Origin of the sequence: Desulfosarcina ovata subsp. ovata, assembly GCF_009689005.1 — a bacterium.
GTDB lineage: Bacteria > Desulfobacterota > Desulfobacteria > Desulfobacterales > Desulfosarcinaceae > Desulfosarcina > Desulfosarcina ovata.
In genome coordinates this window covers 2,905,517-2,923,640 of sequence record NZ_AP021879.1, presented here as the reverse complement: position 1 = coordinate 2,923,640, position 18,124 = coordinate 2,905,517, and the positions used below count along the sequence as shown (strand labels likewise).

Genomic DNA, 18,124 nt, shown 5'->3' with positions numbered 1-18,124 from the left:
TCCAATACATAAAATTTATTTTATATTCTATTTCGTATTATTACGTATTAAATAACACACAAAACTAAATATCAAGTGTTAAATAGCATGAAATGAAACAAATAGTTTAATCTCTAATCTATTAAAAAAGGAAGAGAGAATGAAGAAGTGGATTATTGCTGGGCTAATAGGTGCAGTGGTTATATTTTGTGTGGGAGCAAATGGTTTGGCCGATATGCAATCCATAACCGTATTTTGCGGCTCTGCAAATAAGCCGCCAATGGAAGAGATTGCAGCAAAATTCAAACAAGATAGGAATGTTGAAGTAAATATGATTTTTGGTGGATCTGGCACATTACTTTCTCAAATTGAACTATCTAAAAAGGGAGAGATCTATTTGCCAGGATCGCCTGATTATATCATCATTGCCGAAAGAAAAAAGCAGATCATAGAAAACAGCGATCAAATCGTGGCCTACCTTGTACCGGCAATTATTACCCCGGCGGGTAATCCGGCAAATGTGAAAGGGTTGGAAGACCTGGCGCGGCCTGGGGTTCGGGTCGGAATCGGCAATCCAGAGACGGTTTGTTTGGGTTTGTACGGTATAGAAATACTGGAAACAAACAACTTTTTGGAACCGGTTCTGAAAAATGTGGTTACCTTCGGCGGGTCCTGCTCAAAAACAGCAAACTTGGCTGCGTTGAACAAGGTCGATGCTATCCTCGGATGGCGAGTGTTTCACTACTGGAACCCCGAACGCATGGAATTTGTCGCTATCAACCCGAAACAAATCCCAAGGATATCATACATACCGATTTCAATTCCCAAATATACCAAGGATATTAACCTATCAAAGGCTTTTATTGAATATACGCTTTCTCCCATAGGACAATCTATATACAAGAAATACGGATACTTGAGTAAATTAGAAGATGCGAAATCGTTTGCGCCGCAGGCTAGTGTTGGCGGTGAATATACCCTTCCTGACAAGTATTTCGAAATTATCAAGGATCTATGGAAAAATAAATGAACCGCACCTTTGACACTTTTATGTGGGGTGCGGCTGCATTGCTTATATTCGTATTTGTCAGCCTTTTCGGCAGCATGCTTTTTGAATTGGTCGGAACAAAGGCGATCTCCGCCCCCCATTTTGACCGTGTTTGGTTTGCCATTAAGCTCTCACTGCTAACGGCCACGATTTCCTCTGCCATTGCCATCCTGGCCTCAGTACCCGTTGCTTATTTGTTTTCGCGCCACTCTTTTATCGGCAAAGCCTTTATTGACACACTGTTGGACTTGCCCATCGTGCTTTCACCAATAGCTCTTGGTGCAATGTTGCTCATTTTTTTCAACACCGCTATCGGCAAACAAATTGAGCAAATTTTTGGCTCCGTTGTCTTCGAGGTCAAAGGGATCATTGTGGCACAATTTTTTGTGATCGTGGGACTGTCCATACGATTACTAAAAAACACCTTCGACGGAATCGATACAGAATATGAAATTCTGGCTCGGACGTTAGGCTACAGCAAAATGCAAACCTTTCTAAGGGTTGTGATTCCCATGGCAAGCCGGGGGCTTATCGGCTCTTTTTTGTTGGTGTGGGGCAGGGCGATCGGTGAATTTGGCGCAACGGTTACATTGGCAGGGGCCACGACTATGAAAACCGAGACGATTCCGGTGGCGATTTATTTAAGCTTCGAGTCAGCCGATGTCACCGGGGCTTTAATTTATATAACCATTCTCGTGACCATGTCTCTGGCCATTCTGCTCTTCGTCAGGTCTGTCAACGGGGGGAGACTATGACGGCTCCCCAGTTGGATATTCAGTCGCTGAATCTATCGTTGGGTAAATTTTCCCTGCGCAACATTAACCTCTCGTGCGAGAAGGGAGAATACCATATTCTGCTCGGTCCCACCGGTAGCGGCAAAACGTCCTTAATGAAATGCATTTTGGGGTTTTACAGGATTACCAAAGGAAAAATATTTTCAAAGGATAAAAATACTCGAGTTTTCGAAAAATAGTGCGGGACATTATTCTCAATATGTGCGATAATATTTCTGGAGGTGTATAACATGCTGAAATAGAAGGGATAATAAGGATGAAGATTCCGTGCGCTAAGCCGCTCGCATTCCTTGTCACCGGGCTGTCCTTTTTGAAACCAGGGCTAACCAACATTCAATTTGATAACATGATACTGGTCGCAACGGCCTTGGTATTGGGTTCTGGATTCAACCTGAGCCGCATTAGTCGAATGTGGTTGGAAGAAAAGGCGGTTAGCACGCTTTCTTATTTTTTATCCGATGCAAAATTTTACATCCCCGAGTTGCAATTGCTTTATGCCAAACGCATCCAGCAAATGTACACCCTTCAACCAGGTTATTTTCTGATCGACGACACAATGAAACACCATACCAAATTCTGCAAATGGATTCACGGTGTGTTTGTTTTATTCGATCATGCCTTTGGAACGAACATGAAGGCAACCTGCCTTGTTTTTGTGTATTACAGTGATGGAAACCTTATCAAATTTCCAATCAATTTCAGAATGTTTCACAAAGAAACGGGGACGATGCCTTGGCAAAGAGGGAAAGCCCATCCATACAAAACCAAGTATGCGCTTGCCGTCGAGATACTGGAGTGGGCATTGGAAGTCGGTTTCCCCCCTTCCATGGTGTTAGCGGATTCCTGGTTTTGCACAGGGCCGTTTATCAAAGAACTTAAACGCCTTGAGCTCAGTTATATTATCGAACTCAAACCCAATTACACGGTCAGGGTCCCATGCCAGCCCCCTAAGCTCACCCCCAAAGGGCGATTGTCAAAAAATCAATATTACACGCGGTCCCTGCCCGAGGTTTATAAATCCATTTCTTACGTTGAAAAATACGGCTTTACAGCAGACCCGGCAACTGGTAAAGCTCAAAAAGTTCTTTATCACACGAAGACTAAGACGCTTCGTTTAAATTCTATAACTGGCAAGCATTGTGTTGTTGAAAGTGTTGATCCCACCACTCAAACCACGAAATATTTACTTACCGATCAACTCACTTGGGAAGCCGGTAAAATTCTCATCACTTACAGCCATAGATGGGTAATTGAAGAGTTTTTCAGGAATGCGAAGCAGCTAACCGATATGGAGGGAGCCACTATCAGGAGTGAGCAAGGCGTATCAATAACGATATGCCTGGTGTCCTGGATTGACTCCCTCCTCCATTTTGAAAACTACAAGCAAAGCACTGCTGGAAAACTGTCAAAGGGATCATTAACGATCCCCTCAATTATACGTCAATCCCAATACGAAAATTTCAAGGCAGTATTTGAGAGACTGAAGGCGGACGAAGATTTTTATCGCAAGTGGTTAGAAGTGGAAGAGAAAAATATCTTCAGGTTCCGCAAACCGAGAAAAGAAGTGGAGTTGCTCGAACGGAACCAGAATCTCAACCCCCAAGAGGCTGCATAGCAATGAAAGTGCCATAATCACAATTTGTCAAAGAACTATTTTTCGAAAACTCGAGAAAATATTACCAACGAAATCCCCGAGCGCCGCTGTATGGGTTATGTCCCACAGAATTATTCTCTTTTTCCCCATTTGAATGTAGAGGGAAATATCAGGTTCGGTTTTCACGCAAGAGACAACTTTATTCAAGATCCGGACGCTATTGTCGATAGACTGTGTTCAATTTTGGACATTCATAAACTCCGCACCCGAAACGTTCATCATCTATCGGGTGGAGAAAAACAGAGAGTCGCCTTGGCCAGAGCACTGGCCATACAACCGGATATTGTATTGCTGGATGAGCCTTTTTCTTCAATTGACGAAAGCGCCAAACGCAACCTTTGGGTCGAACTGAAAACAATTATTAATGAAATCGGTATAACTGCGTTTCATATCACCCACAATCTTGAAGAAGCTTACAGCATGGGTGACAGGATATCGGTGCTGCTAGATGGTGAGCTGCATCAAAGTGATCGAACACAGATTATATTCGAAAAACCGGCTACGGAAGGCGTTGCCCGGTATCTCACCTACCGCAATCTTTTCTCCGGAATCGCCAAAGCGCACAACGAAACAACAATTGTCGATTTGGGACATTTCAGCATTGTGGCGCCCCAACAAATACCATCAGGGGAACAAGTCAAATTATGTATTATGCCACAGGATATCAAAATAATTAAGGAAGAGCGGCCTGTTAAGGGAGGGCTGAGAAAAAACATCTTTCAGGTTGAAATTGTCTCAATTTTGCCTCTTCCGGATTATTTCCTAATATACACCAAACTACTTGAAAGCCCAAAGGAATTTGATTTTGAAATGAAAGTGCCAAGATATCTCGAAAGAAAATATAATTTGTTTAACGGGAAGAAGATTCGTGTCGCAATACCTGAAAAACAAATTGTCTTGGTGTCATCACAGATACAAACAGGCGAATGAAATAATATGCTATTTCCAGTATCAGGCGTAGAAGTTCACCCGCTTATTCCTTTTTTTGTTGCTTTCATTGTATCCTTTTTCACCTCGATGGGCGGCGTTTCGGGAGCTTTTCTTCTTTTGCCTTTTCAAATGTCGTTCCTCGGATACACCGACCCTTCGGTCAGCGCTACCAACCAGGTATTCAACATTGTAGCCATCCCAAGTGGTGTTTATCGCTACTGGCGCGAGGGTCGGATGGTGTGGCCCCTGACATGGGTGGTGATTGTCGGGACCCTGCCCGGCGTTTTTATTGGCGCCCTCCTGCGAGTAGTCTACCTGCCCAATCCGAGTCATTTTAAGCTTTTCGCCGCCGGTGTCCTCCTATACATCGGCCTAAAAATGGTGCGTGACCTGCTGAAGAAGAACACAAGCGGGGACGCCAAAACTGACAGTGAAAAGCGCTTTCAAGCGTTGATGAAAAACTATCATTCGAAAAGCGTTGCCAAGGAAATGTGTTTGAAGAAAACGTCGGTCGCGCATTTTAACTTCAAGCGGCTGGGATATACGTTTTATGATGAATCGTTCGATGTTTCGTTTTGGGGAATTTTTATCCTCAGTTTTATCGTGGGCATTGTAGGAGGCGTTTACGGCATTGGGGGAGGATCTATCATCGCCCCGTTTTTTGTAACCTTTTTCGGTCTGCCGGTTTATACCGTGGCCGGAGCGGCCCTGATGGGCACTTTCGTCACATCGGTGGCCGGTGTCGTTTTTTATCAAACCATAGCGCCGCTGTACCCGAATATTTCGGTGGCTCCGGATTGGCTCTTGGGTGCATTATTCGGTTCAGGGGGAATGGCCGGCATGTACCTCGGAGCGCGCTGTCAGAAATTTGTTCCCGCCAAGGCCATCAAATGGATGCTTTCTATGATCATCGTTTTTACAGCCCTTAAATACGTTGCTGCGTTTTTAGGGTATTGAAGCGGCCCCCTCTTTGCCAATGTAAGTGAGATACCCGCCTAAAAGCCCAAGTAATTGTCATCCATTTCTGCAACAAAATCCCCTGATCGTGTTTGCAAAAATTAACCACCACAGGTGGTTTATCAAATTGACGCTTGAGAAAACTTTTAAATTCAGGCTGATATGCGAAGTCAAGGCAATCGATTTGATTTGAATTGACTTTTGTGGATGCAATTGTTTATAACGGCCCATCAAGATTAACTTTCACATCTATTCATTATGCCACTAACGATCCGTCGAATAGGGTTTACCTGAGGTGCCTGGCACTAGCGTGTCCGGGTCGACACGCATATGGTAATTCCCTGGTGACGGAATCGCCTTTTTTCTCGATTCCCCGCCACAATTGATCAAACGCCACTGATCATCATTTTTGCCTTCACGACCAACGGCGCGAGGATCGTTTAACTATTGGCGCCTCCGCGCCAACAGGTCGGAAAACTGCGCCCAGAGGAGTTCGATAATGAGCCAAACCCTTTTCATTAACGGCAATGAGTTTCCCTTTTCAGCCGGTGAGACGATTCTGGATGTTGCCAAGCGCAACCAAATCGATATCCCCACGTTGTGCCATTTGAAGGATGCCACACCCACCGGTGCCTGCCGGATCTGTGTGGTGGAAGTGGCAGGATCGCAAACTTTGCTGACCGCGTGCACAACGCCGGCGACAAACGGCATGGCGGTAAAGACCGAATCTCCTGAAGTCGTGGCCGCACGGCGGCAGATCATCGAGCTCATGCTCAGCTCGGGTAACCACAACTGCGCCATTCGAACGGGCAATGATTCCCAGTGGTCGGAACTCCAGCTCAAAGTTGCCAATGAGGACATGAGCGGCGAACTGTGTCCGGTATGGGGAGATTGCCGCTTGCAGGATTTGGCGTATCGGTATCAGGTGAGTACGGAGTATGTCGATCATCGACCGACGCGGTATCCCTTGGAAAGCGTCAATCCGTTTATCGTGCGGGATTTTTCCCGTTGTATCCAGTGCGGCCGCTGTGTTCAGGCCTGTAACGACATCCAGGTAAACAATGCGATCCGCTTTGGCTATCGTGGCAAGGACGCCAAAATCATCACCGCCGGCGATCGACCGCTAAGCGATTCGGATTGTGTGTTTTGCGGGGAATGCGTCCAGGCCTGTCCGGTCGGCGCATTGGTCGAAAAGGATGCCCGCTACACCGTACGCCCCTGGGAAACCCGCAAGGTGCGCACCACCTGCAGTTACTGCGGTGCGGGTTGCCAGCTTTACCTGCATGTCAAGGAAAACCGGGTCGTGAAGGTCAGCGGTGTGGATGCCGCCCCGAACCACGGCCGCCTGTGTGTCAAGGGACGTTTCGGCTACCACTTTATCGGATCACCCGACCGTTTGACCCAACCGCTGATCAAGGAAAACGGCAGTTTTCGGGAAGCGTCCTGGGATGAGGCGCTGGGGTATGTCGCCCAGCGATTATCGGCGATCCGTGATTCCAGCGGCCCGGATAGCATCGGTGTGCTGACGTCGGCCCGGATGTCCAATGAAGATAATTATATAGCTCAGAAATTTGCCCGTAGTGTGCTTAAGACCAATAATGTGGATCATTGCGCAAGGCTTTGCCATGCTTCCACGGTGGCGGGTCTGGCGGCCAGCTTTGGCAGCGGGGCCATGACCAATCCCATCGCCGATTTGAGCAAAGCTGATGTGATTCTGGTCACCGGATCGAACACCACCGAAACGCATCCGGTGACGTCCACATATATCAAACGCGCCGTGCGCTTCGGAAAAGCCCAGTTGATTGTGGTCGACCCGCGCGACATTCCCTTGTCCAGGCATGCCGTCTTGAAGATGACCCAGAAGCCGGGCACCGATGTGGCCTGGATCAATGGTCTCATGCATGTGATCCTAAAAGAGAACTTGCATGATGCGCAATTCATCAAAACCCGAACAGAAGGCTTCGATGCATTCAAAAAAGCCCTTGAACCTTATACTCCGGATGCCGTATCCCAAATCACCGGAATTCCGGCCGATCAAATCGTTGCCGCGGCCAGGCTTTATGGCACGGCAGGCGTCGGCAACATCGTTTACTGCATGGGGATCACCCAGCACAGCACGGGTACGGATAATGTAAAAGCCCTTGCCAACCTGGCCATGCTTTGCGGCAACCTCGGAATTGACGGGGGCGGTGTCAATCCGCTGCGCGGCCAGAACAACGTCCAGGGGGCCTGTGACATGGGCTGCCTGCCCAACGTATATAGTGGATATCAGTCGGTGACGGATACAGCCGCTGCCCAAAAAATGGAGGCCGCCTGGAACACCACCCACCTGTCCGAGAAGATGGGATTGAAGGCCACGGAGATGATTCCAATGGCGTTAACAGGCGACATCAAAGCCCTTTACATCATTGGCGAGAATCCCATGGTTTCGGATCCGGACCTGAACCATGTGCAAAAAAGCCTTCAAAACCTTGACTTTTTTGTGGTTCAGGACATTTTCCTGAGCGAAACGGCCCGGTTGGCCGATGTTGTCTTCCCCGCCACCTGTTTCGCTGAGAAAGCGGGAACCTTCACCAACACGGAACGCAAAGTCCAGCGGATTCGTCCGGCCGTCCCGCCGCCGGGTGAGGCCCGTGATGACTGGTCAATCACCTCGGCCTTGGCAACCCGCATGGGGGTACCCATGGAATACGCCGATGCCGAGGCGGTGTTCGATGAAATCAGCCGAGTGACACCATCCTATGGCGGCATTTCCTACCACCGTATCGATGCCGACGGACTGGTCTGGCCATGTCCCACGGACGACCATCCAGGAACACCGGTGCTGCACATCGGAAAGTTCACCTCCGGACTGGGGAAATTTCATGCGGTCGAATTTATTCCCCCGGCTGAAACGCCGGATGACGATTTTCCGTTTACCCTGACCACGGGCCGCCTGCTTTACCACTATCATACCGGCACCATGACCATGAAGAGTGACGATTTGAACGAGCGGGCGCCGGAATGCCGGATCGAAATCGCCGATTCGGATGCCTTGCGCCTGGGTGTTGTCAATGGAGAGATGCTGAGCATCCGTTCGCGCCGGGGGACGATCCAGGCACGGGCCACATTGACGCCAGCCATTATGCCGGGAACCGTGTTCATCCCCTTTCATTTCGCAGCGGCGGCGGCCAACCGGCTGACCCATGCCGCGCTGGACCCCGTATGCGCGATTCCGGAGCTGAAAGTCTGTGCCGTGGCGCTGTCGCCCGCAAAAATGGATGCGAATCCATTGAACGCCTAAGAATTGTTGAAAACAAACGTATTTTGAGAAAATTCACAATGAAAGGAGTATTTGAGAATGAAAACGGGGTACGAGTTCAGGCCGAAAATTTTGGGGTTTTTGTGTAATTGGTGTTGCTATGCCGGAGCGGATCTGTGCGGGATTTCGAGGTTCCAGTACCCGCCTTATATGAAGGTGGTCCGCTTGATGTGCTCGGGCAGGGTTGATCCACTGTTCATTTTCAGGTCGTTTTTGAACGGCATGGATGGGGTGTTCATCGGCGGCTGCTGGCCGGGCGAGTGCCACTATTCGACCGAAGGCAACTATGACGCATTGACCAAGAAGTATATTTACAAAAAACTGCTGGCCCACATCGGCATCAACCCCGAGCGTTTGCGGCTTGAATGGGTATCCGCCTCCGAAGGTATTCGTTTTGCCGAAGTCATGAACGACTTTTCGCAAAAATTGATCAAAATGGGGCCCATCGGCAAAGCCGAAGGCTTGACCGACGATGAACTGAAATCGAGACTCGACGTGGCCTCCAGCCTGGTCCCCTACCTGAAGCTGGTTGAAAGGGAGAAAATCCGGGTCCGTTTTAAGACGGAAAAAGAGTATGATGAATATTTCAATAGTGATGAATTCTCCAAACTGTTCAATGAAATGATCGCGGAAAAAGTGACAACCGGCCAGTTGATCGCATCTTTAAGAAAACAAGATCATTCAATTGAGGAAATCACCCGTGAGTTAAAGTTGGACCGGTCCGTGGTCATCAAACAACTGCATGCGTCAGTTCGGCAAGGTTTCATCAGTTTTGACGAAGACAACAAACGATATTGCGTTGGCAGCTAATCAGATCGCCAGGTTAGGTAGTGCCCATCCAGAAATAGGCAAATTGGGTTGAGATCAAGGCGCCAGAAAAATTTTACCACAGGCATATGGTTGATATTCCGAGGATAAAATTTTTCGGGGAACAAAGATATCGGGCAAATTGGTCATTTCTGGATGGGCACTATTCAAGCCTTCGCCTGGGTATCAACGGGTATGGTCCTGGGAATCCGCACCGTGAACGTGGCCCCTTTCCCGGGCATGCTTTTGACCGTTATGCTGCCGTTGTGCTGGCCGACAATACGGTTGGCGATGAACAATCCCAGGCCGGTGCCCTTGCGCTCCTTGGTAGAGTAGAACAGGGTGAACAGTTTTTCGCGGGTTTCCGGGTCCATGCCGATGCCGTTGTCGGCAATGGTAAAGACCACAGTTTCCCGGTCGGCGTGCACGCTTAAGTCGATCCTGGCGGCTTCGGCGGGTGTGGTTTTGAGGCAGGCATCCACGGCATTGTCCAGGATGTTGACCAGCGCCGCCTGCAGGTAATCGGCGTCCACGTCCATGGTGTCAACATCCGCCGCCACATGACAGATCAGCTTGATGCCGAAACCGTCGGCCCGCGGGCGGACTATCGCCACCAGCGCCTCGGTGAAGGCCGCCACCTGAACCGGCTTGCACTGCAGCTGCCGTTCCTTGGCGTAATAGAGGATGTCCAGCACCATCTTGCGGATGCGTTCCGCCGTATTGGCGGCAGCCTGGCAGCCCTCGCGGGCGCGCTCGATATTATCCTTCTGCAGACCCGACGAAACCAGGTAGAGTCCCCCCTCCAGACTGGTGAGCAGTCCTTTCATCCCGTGCGATATGGATCCGATCATCAGGCCCAGGGACGCCAGATGGTCCTGCAGCTCGGTCTTTTCGCGAACCAACTGCTCAAGGCTGCGGGTGTAGGCCTGCAGTTTCCGGCGCATGGAGATCTTTTCCAGCGCCCGGTTCAGGGCGATATCGAGCACGTCCACATTGATGGGTTTGGTGATGAAATCGGTGGCTTCATATTTCAGACTGCGGATGGCCAGGTTCATGTCTCCATGGCCGGTGATCATGATGACCTCGGTTTCCGGGTTTTCGCGCTTGATTTTGCGGAGCAGTTCGATGCCGTCCCCTCCCGGCATCTTGATGTCGGTGACCACGATTTCCGGAGAGGATTCGATAAAGACCTCGAAGGCCTGCATGGCGTTTTCCGCCTCCAGGGTGAGGTAACCCATATCCATTAGAGAAATGGTCAGCACGTCGCGGATGTCGGGTTCGTCATCGACAATCAGGATCGTCTTGGGTGCGGTTTCATCCATGGGTTGATTTCTTCTCTTAGGTGTTGCCACCGTTCTTTTCTGCCGTTTCACCGGCGACCGGAAAGCGCAGGATAAAACAGGTGCCGTGGGGAACATTGGCGGTGGCCTCGATGGTACCACCGCACTCCTTAACAATACCATAGCTGATGGAAAGACCCAAGCCGGTTCCCTTGCCGACCTCCTTGGTGGTGAAAAAAGGTTCAAAGATTTTCTCGACGATGGTTTCGGGCATGCCGGTTCCCGTGTCGCAGACCCGGCAGGTAACCCGGCTATCCTCCATGCCGGTCCAAAGTTGGATGGTTTTGGCGTTGTCGGCGTCGGTTGCCGGGGCGTCGCTCCACTGCGATTCGATGGCATCGCGGGCATTGAGCAGCAGGTTGATGAAAACCTGCTCCAGACGGCTGGGATCACCGTGGATGCGGGGCAGCGTTTCACAGACGTCCCACTCCACTCGGATGCCGCGTACCTTGAGCTGCTGACTGAAGATCTCAAAGGCGCTTTTCAAAACCTCGTTGAGCTGGATGTGATCCATCTGCATGTCCGATTTGCGGGCGAACTGGCGCATGTGGTTGATGATCCGCGTGGCCCGGTCCACGTTGTTGTCCACTTTGCCCAGCATGGTCGACAGGATCTCTTCGGCGATGGGCTCGGCGGCGTTGATTTTGCGCATACAGAAACTGCTCACGGTTTTGATGACCGACAGGGGCTGGTTCAACTCGTGGGCCACACCGGTGGCCATTTCACCCAGGGTGGCCATCTTGCTGGCCTGAATGAGCTGCTGTTCGGCTTCCAGGCGTTTGGTGATATCGCTGGTGGTGACCAGGAGGACTTTCTGCCCGGAATACTCCGAGGGAGAGATGCGGATGTTGACAAAGAGCCCCTTGCCCTCCCGATTCAGATGGCGCGCCTGGTTGATCATCGAACAGGTCACCACCTTGAACGCGTAGTGGTCGCGCTCATCGGGATGAAACAGGGTCATGAAGGAACGGCCGACCATCTCTTCCACACTGAAACCGTAAACGGTGGTGACGCTGCGGTTGCAGTCCACGATCCGGAGTGTTTCCAAATCGAGTACGAAAACCGGGTTGGGAATGTTGCTGAAGATGGCATGGTACTTCTTCTCCGACTTCTGCAGGTCCACTTCCAGTTGCCGGCGTTGGGTGATGTCCAGGGAGATTTCCATGGCGGCAACGATCAGGCCGCTGGCGTCCTTGATGGGGGAGGTGCGTACCAGCCAGTGTTTGGTGGAGCCGTCCTTGTCCACCCCGCTCTCCTCGGTATGGTGAGAAAGGCCGTCGGCAAAGGTTTTGTCCACCGGGCAGGCAACGCATTTTTCGCTCCGTCCCTTGTATGCATGGTAGCAGAAGTCACCCGGTTCGGGTGAGAACCGCTGGGAGAATTCATGGTTGTAGCGCAGCAGTCGGTAGTTGTGGTCCTGGACCGTAATCAGGCAGGGGACCCGTTCAAACAGGTTCTGATATTCGTCGCGCTGGTTGTTCAACTCCCGCTGACTGGAGGCAATTTCATCGGACATCTGGTTGACGGCCACGGCCAGTTGACCGAGTTCATCGGCCTGGGGCAGGCGTACTTTGCTGGCGTAATCGCCGCGGGCGATCCGGCGCGTGCCGTCGATGAGACGGCGGATGGGCTGGTTGACGAAACGCAGGACAAAGACGAAGATCATCGCCGAGGTAATCAAAAAGACAAAACCGGCCAGGCCGATGATGCCCCGTTCCTCCATGAGCAGTTCGCGGTCGGTGCTTTCCAGGGAGATGACCACGTCCAGGGCGCCCAGGATCTTTTTGTCCTCGGGGTGTACATGGCAGTCGCCGGTGCTGCATCCCGGCTCGTTGCGGATCGGGCTGATAATGCCCAGCAGGCGGTAGCCGGCCGGAGAGGGGAAGATGCGCGTGCGTCCTTCCAGCGGGACATCTGCCATCGGCGGGTCGGTGCGGTGGCAGATGTGGCAGGCCTCGGCCTTGATGTTGGTGGTCTGCTCGACCTCGTTCGGATTGTTGGTGTACTTGATTTCGCCGGCCTTGTTGTAGATGCGGATATTCTTGATTTCCGGCTGACGGCCGATGTTGTTGATGATCTGGTTGATTTCGTCCCGGGAGTTGAGCATCATGGCATAGTGGGTGCCCAGGCGGATGGTGGTGGTGAGGCGATCCGTGCCGGCCACCATGTTTTTCATCATTTTCTCCTTCTGGTAGCGGATATTGAAAAACGCCCAGGTGGCGATGGTGATCAGCAGGACGACGCCCACCGCGAGGATCAGTTTGGCGGCCAGGCTGTTGCGGATTCTGAGAATCAATTCGATCATAGGACCTTTCAGGAATGTCAAATGGCAACATCCAAATGTCAATTGAAGGATTGTGTCGTTTTTTTTCTCATCGATAGCATACCATCAATTGGCATTTGTGATTGAGATTTTGACATTCATCGTTCTATCTTTTCACGAACCCCTTCCAGGATTACCAGGTTGAGATTCAGCCCCAGCGCTTCCGCAGAAAGTCCCATGGCCAGCCCAAGCAGCTGGGGCAGGTAGAGGACGCTGATGGACAGATCCTCACCGGCAATGCGGGATGCCTTGGCCTGCCAGGCATCCAGGTTGATCTGGCACATGGGACAGACGGTGACGATCAGGTCGGCGCCCTTGGCGGCCCGCAGGATGGCCGCAACGCGCTTCAACCCCGCTTCCGGCTGGGTGTTGACCAGCGCGGCGCCGCAGCAGCGGGCGCCCATCTCCCAGGCAAAGACATCGGCACCGGTGGCTTCGATCAGCGGCGCCATGCTGACGGGCCGTTCCGGATTGTCGAATTCCACGAACGGCCGCAGGCACTGGCAGCCGTAATAGGGGGCCACGCTCAGGCCGGAGAGCGAGCGGGCCATCAGCGGTGCAAGACCGCCGGATCCAAGGTCGGTGGCGAGTACGTCCAGCAGATGGCGCACCCGTCCCCGGCCACGGGCGGTCAGATTCACGGCGGACAGGGCCGCATTGATCCTGGCCCGGCCGTCGGCATCGGTTTTCAGCACGGTATGGGCTTTTTTCAGATTGAGATAACAGGCACTGCAGGGGACCAGGACGTCGCCATCGCTTGCCATCCCTTCGGCCAGGGCCAGGTTGCGGGCGCTCAAGGAAAGAGAGAGAAGATGGCTGATGGGCGCCGCTGCACTGGCCCCGCAGCAGGTCCAGTCGTCGATCTCAGTCAACGTCGCTCCGGCAGCGGCCAGTACGGCACGGGTGGCCAGGTCGTACTCGCGGGCCGAACCGGTGAGGCTGCATCCCGGGTAGTAAAAATAATTCATGCCTGATCCTCCTCGGCGGCGGATTCGGGGGCCGCCTGATCCATGGCCGCCACCTTGTCGAACAAGGGGGCCAGGGGCGTGTCCGTGGCATGGCCGAACCCCAGTTCGACTTTGCCTTTTTGTATCAGCTTGAGTCCCATCGGCGCGAAACGCAGGGGCACCATCGGATTACGGACGGTCGTGAAATAGCGGCTCATGAATTCCAGTTCACGGATACGACCGTGGCGGCGCACGGTGGCCAGGAATTGTTCGTAGAAATGCCGTGGATGGCGATGTTTTTTTTCCTGACGGGCAAAAGCGATGCCCTTGAGCATCTCCATGGCGTCGGTCAGGGGCAGGCCGCGCGGGCAGCGCAGGGTGCAGGTGTAACAGTCCGAACAGAGGATAAACGTGCGACTGGTCATGATCCGATCCAGGTGGCCCATGATGACCCGCCGCCACATGTGCCGCGGGGTCAGATCCATCTCGTCGGCGTTGGGACACGACCCGGTGCAGGTGCCGCACTGGATACAGGCCCGGACCATGGATTGGATGGCGGCCAGGGGATGGGTGTTCGGTTCATTGGATTGGTTCATTTTTCCCTCCGTAGGGGCACGGCGCGCCGTGCCCCTACCTGTTTACATGGCCGCCATGGCCCCGTCGATGGCCCCGAAGAGGCTGCGCTGGGAAAATCCCTCCACGATGGAGGCATTGTTCAGACAGACCGTGGCGCAGTCGCCGCATCCCTGGCACTGGGCCGGATTGACCTGTACCTGCTGCCGGTCTTCATTCAGAAAACGCGCACCGTAGGGACAGGTGTCGATGCAGCGCAGGCACAAGGTACAGAGGCTGTGGCGCACCACGGCCGTGGTGCGTGCGGCCGGCAGGCGGACGCTGTTCAGCATGGCCAGGGTTCGGCCGGCCGCGGCGTCGGCCGTGGCCACGGATTCAGCAATGGACCGGGGGGCGAGGGCGATGCCGCAGGCCAGAACGCCGGCCTGCATGGCCTCCACTGGCCGCCATTTGGAGTCGGCTTCCTGAAAGAAACCGTTTTCATCCGGCGCCAGACCATAGGCCAGGGTCAGTTCCATGGGCAGGCGGGACGCGATGCCGGTGGCCAGCACCAGCAGGTCGGCAGTGATGGCCACCGGTGCGTCGAGGATCGGGTCGTGCAGACCAATGGTGATCGTTTCCCCTTCACCGACCGTCACCACGGGCTTGGCTTCCGGCCGGTACTGGAAGAAGAGAATGCCCTGCCGCCGGGCTTCGGTGAACCAGGCCTCGGTGGTGCCGCAGGTCATCATGTCGCGGTAGATGATGTAGACCGCAAGCTCGGGATTGCGTTTCTTCAGCCAGAGGGCCTGCTTCAGGGCGGTGGGGCAGCACACCCGGCTGCAGTAGTTGCGCGGGTCTTCCCGGGACCCCACGCACAGGATCATGACCACAGCCTTGAGGCTGCCGGCATCCAGTGTGTCATCGCCAATGCGCTGTTCCAGTTCTCGCTGGGTGACCACCCGGTCGCTGGTACCGTGGCCGTAGGCATCGGTGGTCGCCTCGCCGCCGCCGGTGGCCAGGATCACCGCCCCGTGTTCCAGGGTTTCGGTGGGCCCGCCGGCGGTTTCGATGGTCGACAGAAAATGGCCCGCCTGGCCGAATGCCCCGGCCACTCGGCTTTCGGTTATCACCCGGATGCCCGGATGCCGGTCGATGCGACCGACGGTCTCCTCCAGAAAGGGCCGCACCGCGAGGCCATCGATGGTTTCGTGAAGCCAGGTGAGGTTGCCGCCCAACCGGTCGCTCGTTTCCACCAGGGTTACCGGTACCCCGTGGTCGGCAACTGCCAGTGCCGCGTGCATGCCGGCGATGCCGCCACCCACCACAAGGGTGTGATTCACCGCTGCCTGGCTGGGCGGTGCCTCCAGGGCGCAATTTTTCAAGCGGGCGATGCCGGCCAGAAGGGCCGCGCGGTTGGTCGGTGCGTCGGCGGGAAGGTGCTCGTCCATGATCGCCGCATCCACCAGTGCCGGGGCCAGCGAAACGGTGCCGGCAAGCTCGCGCATGCGCCGGCCATAGGCGAAGGGCCGGCAGACGCCGAGCAATACCCGGTTGACGTCGCCGGTGTCCAGGGCGCTTAGCGCCTTCCATCCATCGGCCGTGCAGATGTGGTCCATGGTGTTTACCCGGACCACGGCCGGGTCTTTTTCCAGATCCGCGGACAGGGCGTCTACGGCCGCATCGGTATGTTCTCCGCTCTGGCAGCGGCAGAGCAGGACCAGGATGCGTGGTGGCTGTCCGGAAACATCCCGGCAGGCCGTGGGTTCGCTTTTCTCTTCGGCCAGACCGCCACCGGCGCGATGGATCGCTTGCGACGCCCCAAGGGCCGCGGCCGATGCACGAATGGCCGACTCGGCAATGTCGGTGGGACCGGTGAGGGTGCCGCCGGCAAGGATGCCTGGCCGGGCCGTGCGGGTTTCGGAAAAAGATGCCGTTTTGACGAAGCCAAACGGGTCAGTCTCGATTCCCAGGGCCTCGGCCATTTCGGCCACGCCCGCCGCCGGCCGCTGGCCCACCGAAAGCACCACCAGGTCGAAGGCCTCCTCATGGACCGCTTCCGATGCCGTGCTCCAGCGCAGGGTCACGTCGTCGCTGCCCGGAGTGGGGGCGATGGAGTGGACCCGGCCGCGGATCAGGCGGACGCCGTCGGCGGACATGACCGCCTGACCGTAGCGGTCGAAGGATTTGCCGAAGGTGCGCAGGTCCATGTAAATCATGCTGGCCTCAAAATCGGCGTCTGCCGCCTGGCGGGCCAGGGTCATCTCCTTGAGGGCGAACATACAGCAGATGGTACTGCAGAAGTCGGCACCGCACTGCAGGTCCCGGGACCCCACGCACTGGATCCACACGGCCTTTTTCACCGGACGCTTATCCGAGGGGCGCAGCAGCTGTCCGGCGTCCGGCCCGCAGCCGCTGAGCATACGCTCCAGTTCCAGCCCGGTGACCACATTGGGCACGACGCCGTAGCCCATGGGATTCTTTCCTGTGGAGGGATCGAAACAGACCGTCCCGGTGGCCAGCACCACCGCGCCCACGGTGTGTTTCAAATGGGTGGTGGCTTCGAAGGCGTCGTACACGGCCGTCACCTTGGGGGTCAGATCGTCGGGTTCGAAAGGCTTGATCAGGTAATCCATGGCGCCGATTTTCATGGCCTCCACGGCGGTTTCCACAGTGGCGTAGGCGGTCATCATCAGCACCTGCAGGTCCGGCTGGATCGCCCGGGCCTTCTCCAGCACCTCGACCCCGCTCATTCCCGGCATCTTGATGTCCACCAGCATGAGATGGAAGGGACCCTCGGAGAGCTTTTCCACGGCCTCGGCACCCGAAGCCGCCAGTGTCACATTGTAGCCCTCTTCGTCGCCCAGCCAGGCATCCAGGGAATTTCTGATGATTGCCTCGTCGTCCACCACCAGAATGCGAAATGCCCGGCGCCCCGTGGCCGACAGGCGGATTGCCTCGGTGGGGCAGACCGGCTCGCAGGCTCCGCAGCGGGTGCAGGCATCGGTATCGATGGTGTAGGTGTTGGGAAGGTTGTGGGGCACGGGCAGGTAGATGGCTTTGCGCTGGGTGAGACCGGCGTTGAAGGCGTCGGGGACCGCCACCGGGCAGACCGCCGCACATTGGCCACAACCATTGCAGCGCTCGGGATCGACGGGGGCGGGCGCCTGTTTCAGGATGACGTCGAATTTGCCCGGTTCCCCGTCCACCGCGATCAGGGTCGTGCCCAGCAGGATGTCGATGCGCTCGTGAAAAAGGCCTTTGCGCAGGCAGGTCTGGATGCCGCTGTCCCGGTCGGTCATGGGCAGCATGCGGCACATCCCGCAACGGTCGGAGGGGAACTGGCGGTCCAGCTGGCTCAGGATACCGCCCATGTGCGCGGCCCGGTCGATCAGGGTGACGCCGTATCCCATCTGGGCCAGATCGATGGCCGCACGGATACCGCTGATGCCGGCGCCGACAACCAGGGCCTTGCCGATTTTCTGGTTCATG

General features: G+C 54.6%; 13 protein-coding genes. 8 read left to right on the top strand and 5 right to left on the bottom strand.

The annotated features are described in order from the left end of the window. Positions 1-139 precede the first annotated feature (139 nt). The 8 genes from modA (at position 140) to GN112_RS12980 (ending at position 9,473) form a co-directional block, all read left to right on the top strand. Positions 140-1,009, top strand: coding sequence for a molybdate ABC transporter substrate-binding protein (gene modA / locus GN112_RS13015; RefSeq protein ID WP_155310618.1), 870 nt, complete (start codon positions 140-142; stop codon positions 1,007-1,009). Then, positions 1,006-1,782, top strand: coding sequence for an ABC transporter permease (locus GN112_RS13010; RefSeq protein ID WP_155310617.1), 777 nt, complete (start codon positions 1,006-1,008; stop codon positions 1,780-1,782). The genes modA and GN112_RS13010 overlap by 4 nt, the downstream gene beginning before the upstream one ends. Further along, the gene (locus GN112_RS13005; protein WP_155310616.1) at positions 1,779-2,000 is read left to right on the top strand and encodes an ATP-binding cassette domain-containing protein; all 222 of its coding nucleotides are present in this window, start codon (positions 1,779-1,781) and stop codon (positions 1,998-2,000) included. The genes GN112_RS13010 and GN112_RS13005 overlap by 4 nt, the downstream gene beginning before the upstream one ends. Before the next feature lie 77 nt (positions 2,001-2,077). Beyond that, on the top strand, positions 2,078-3,436 hold the full coding sequence (locus GN112_RS13000) for a transposase (RefSeq protein ID WP_155310081.1): 1,359 nt from the start codon (positions 2,078-2,080) through the stop codon (positions 3,434-3,436). A gap of 24 nt (positions 3,437-3,460) precedes the next feature. Then, positions 3,461-4,405, top strand: coding sequence for an ABC transporter ATP-binding protein (locus tag GN112_RS12995; RefSeq protein WP_269434910.1), 945 nt, complete (start codon positions 3,461-3,463; stop codon positions 4,403-4,405). Positions 4,406-4,411: 6 nt separating this feature from the next. Next, positions 4,412-5,362 carry a sulfite exporter TauE/SafE family protein gene (locus tag GN112_RS12990; RefSeq protein ID WP_155310614.1) on the top strand — a complete coding sequence of 317 codons (951 nt, stop codon included), beginning with the start codon at positions 4,412-4,414 and terminating at the stop codon, positions 5,360-5,362. Between the two features lie 499 nt (positions 5,363-5,861). Continuing rightward, positions 5,862-8,645 carry a formate dehydrogenase subunit alpha gene (gene fdhF / locus GN112_RS12985; RefSeq protein WP_155310613.1) on the top strand — a complete coding sequence of 928 codons (2,784 nt, stop codon included), beginning with the start codon at positions 5,862-5,864 and terminating at the stop codon, positions 8,643-8,645. 57 nt (positions 8,646-8,702) lie between these two features. Continuing rightward, positions 8,703-9,473 carry a hydrogenase iron-sulfur subunit gene (locus GN112_RS12980; RefSeq protein ID WP_155310612.1) on the top strand — a complete coding sequence of 257 codons (771 nt, stop codon included), beginning with the start codon at positions 8,703-8,705 and terminating at the stop codon, positions 9,471-9,473. A 164-nt stretch (positions 9,474-9,637) separates the two neighbouring features. Here GN112_RS12980 and GN112_RS12975 read toward each other — a convergent pair whose 3' ends face one another. The 5 genes from GN112_RS12975 to GN112_RS12955 form a co-directional block, all read right to left on the bottom strand. Then, on the bottom strand, positions 9,638-10,792 hold the full coding sequence (locus GN112_RS12975; RefSeq protein ID WP_155310611.1) for a sensor histidine kinase: 1,155 nt from the start codon (positions 10,790-10,792) through the stop codon (positions 9,638-9,640). A gap of 16 nt (positions 10,793-10,808) precedes the next feature. After that, entirely contained in the window at positions 10,809-13,115 is a 2,307-nt protein-coding gene (locus GN112_RS12970; protein WP_155310610.1) for a PAS domain S-box protein, read from the bottom strand. Between the two features lie 116 nt (positions 13,116-13,231). Further along, complete coding sequence (locus GN112_RS12965) at positions 13,232-14,101, bottom strand: CoB--CoM heterodisulfide reductase iron-sulfur subunit B family protein (RefSeq protein ID WP_155310609.1); 870 nt, start codon at positions 14,099-14,101, stop codon at positions 13,232-13,234. Next, positions 14,098-14,676, bottom strand: a complete 579-nt coding sequence (locus GN112_RS12960; RefSeq protein ID WP_155310608.1) for a 4Fe-4S dicluster domain-containing protein — start codon at positions 14,674-14,676, stop codon at positions 14,098-14,100. The genes GN112_RS12965 and GN112_RS12960 overlap by 4 nt, the downstream gene beginning before the upstream one ends. 42 nt (positions 14,677-14,718) lie before the next feature. Then, the gene (locus GN112_RS12955; protein WP_155310607.1) at positions 14,719-18,123 is read right to left on the bottom strand and encodes a response regulator; all 3,405 of its coding nucleotides are present in this window, start codon (positions 18,121-18,123) and stop codon (positions 14,719-14,721) included. Between the last annotated feature and the right edge of the window lies 1 nt (position 18,124).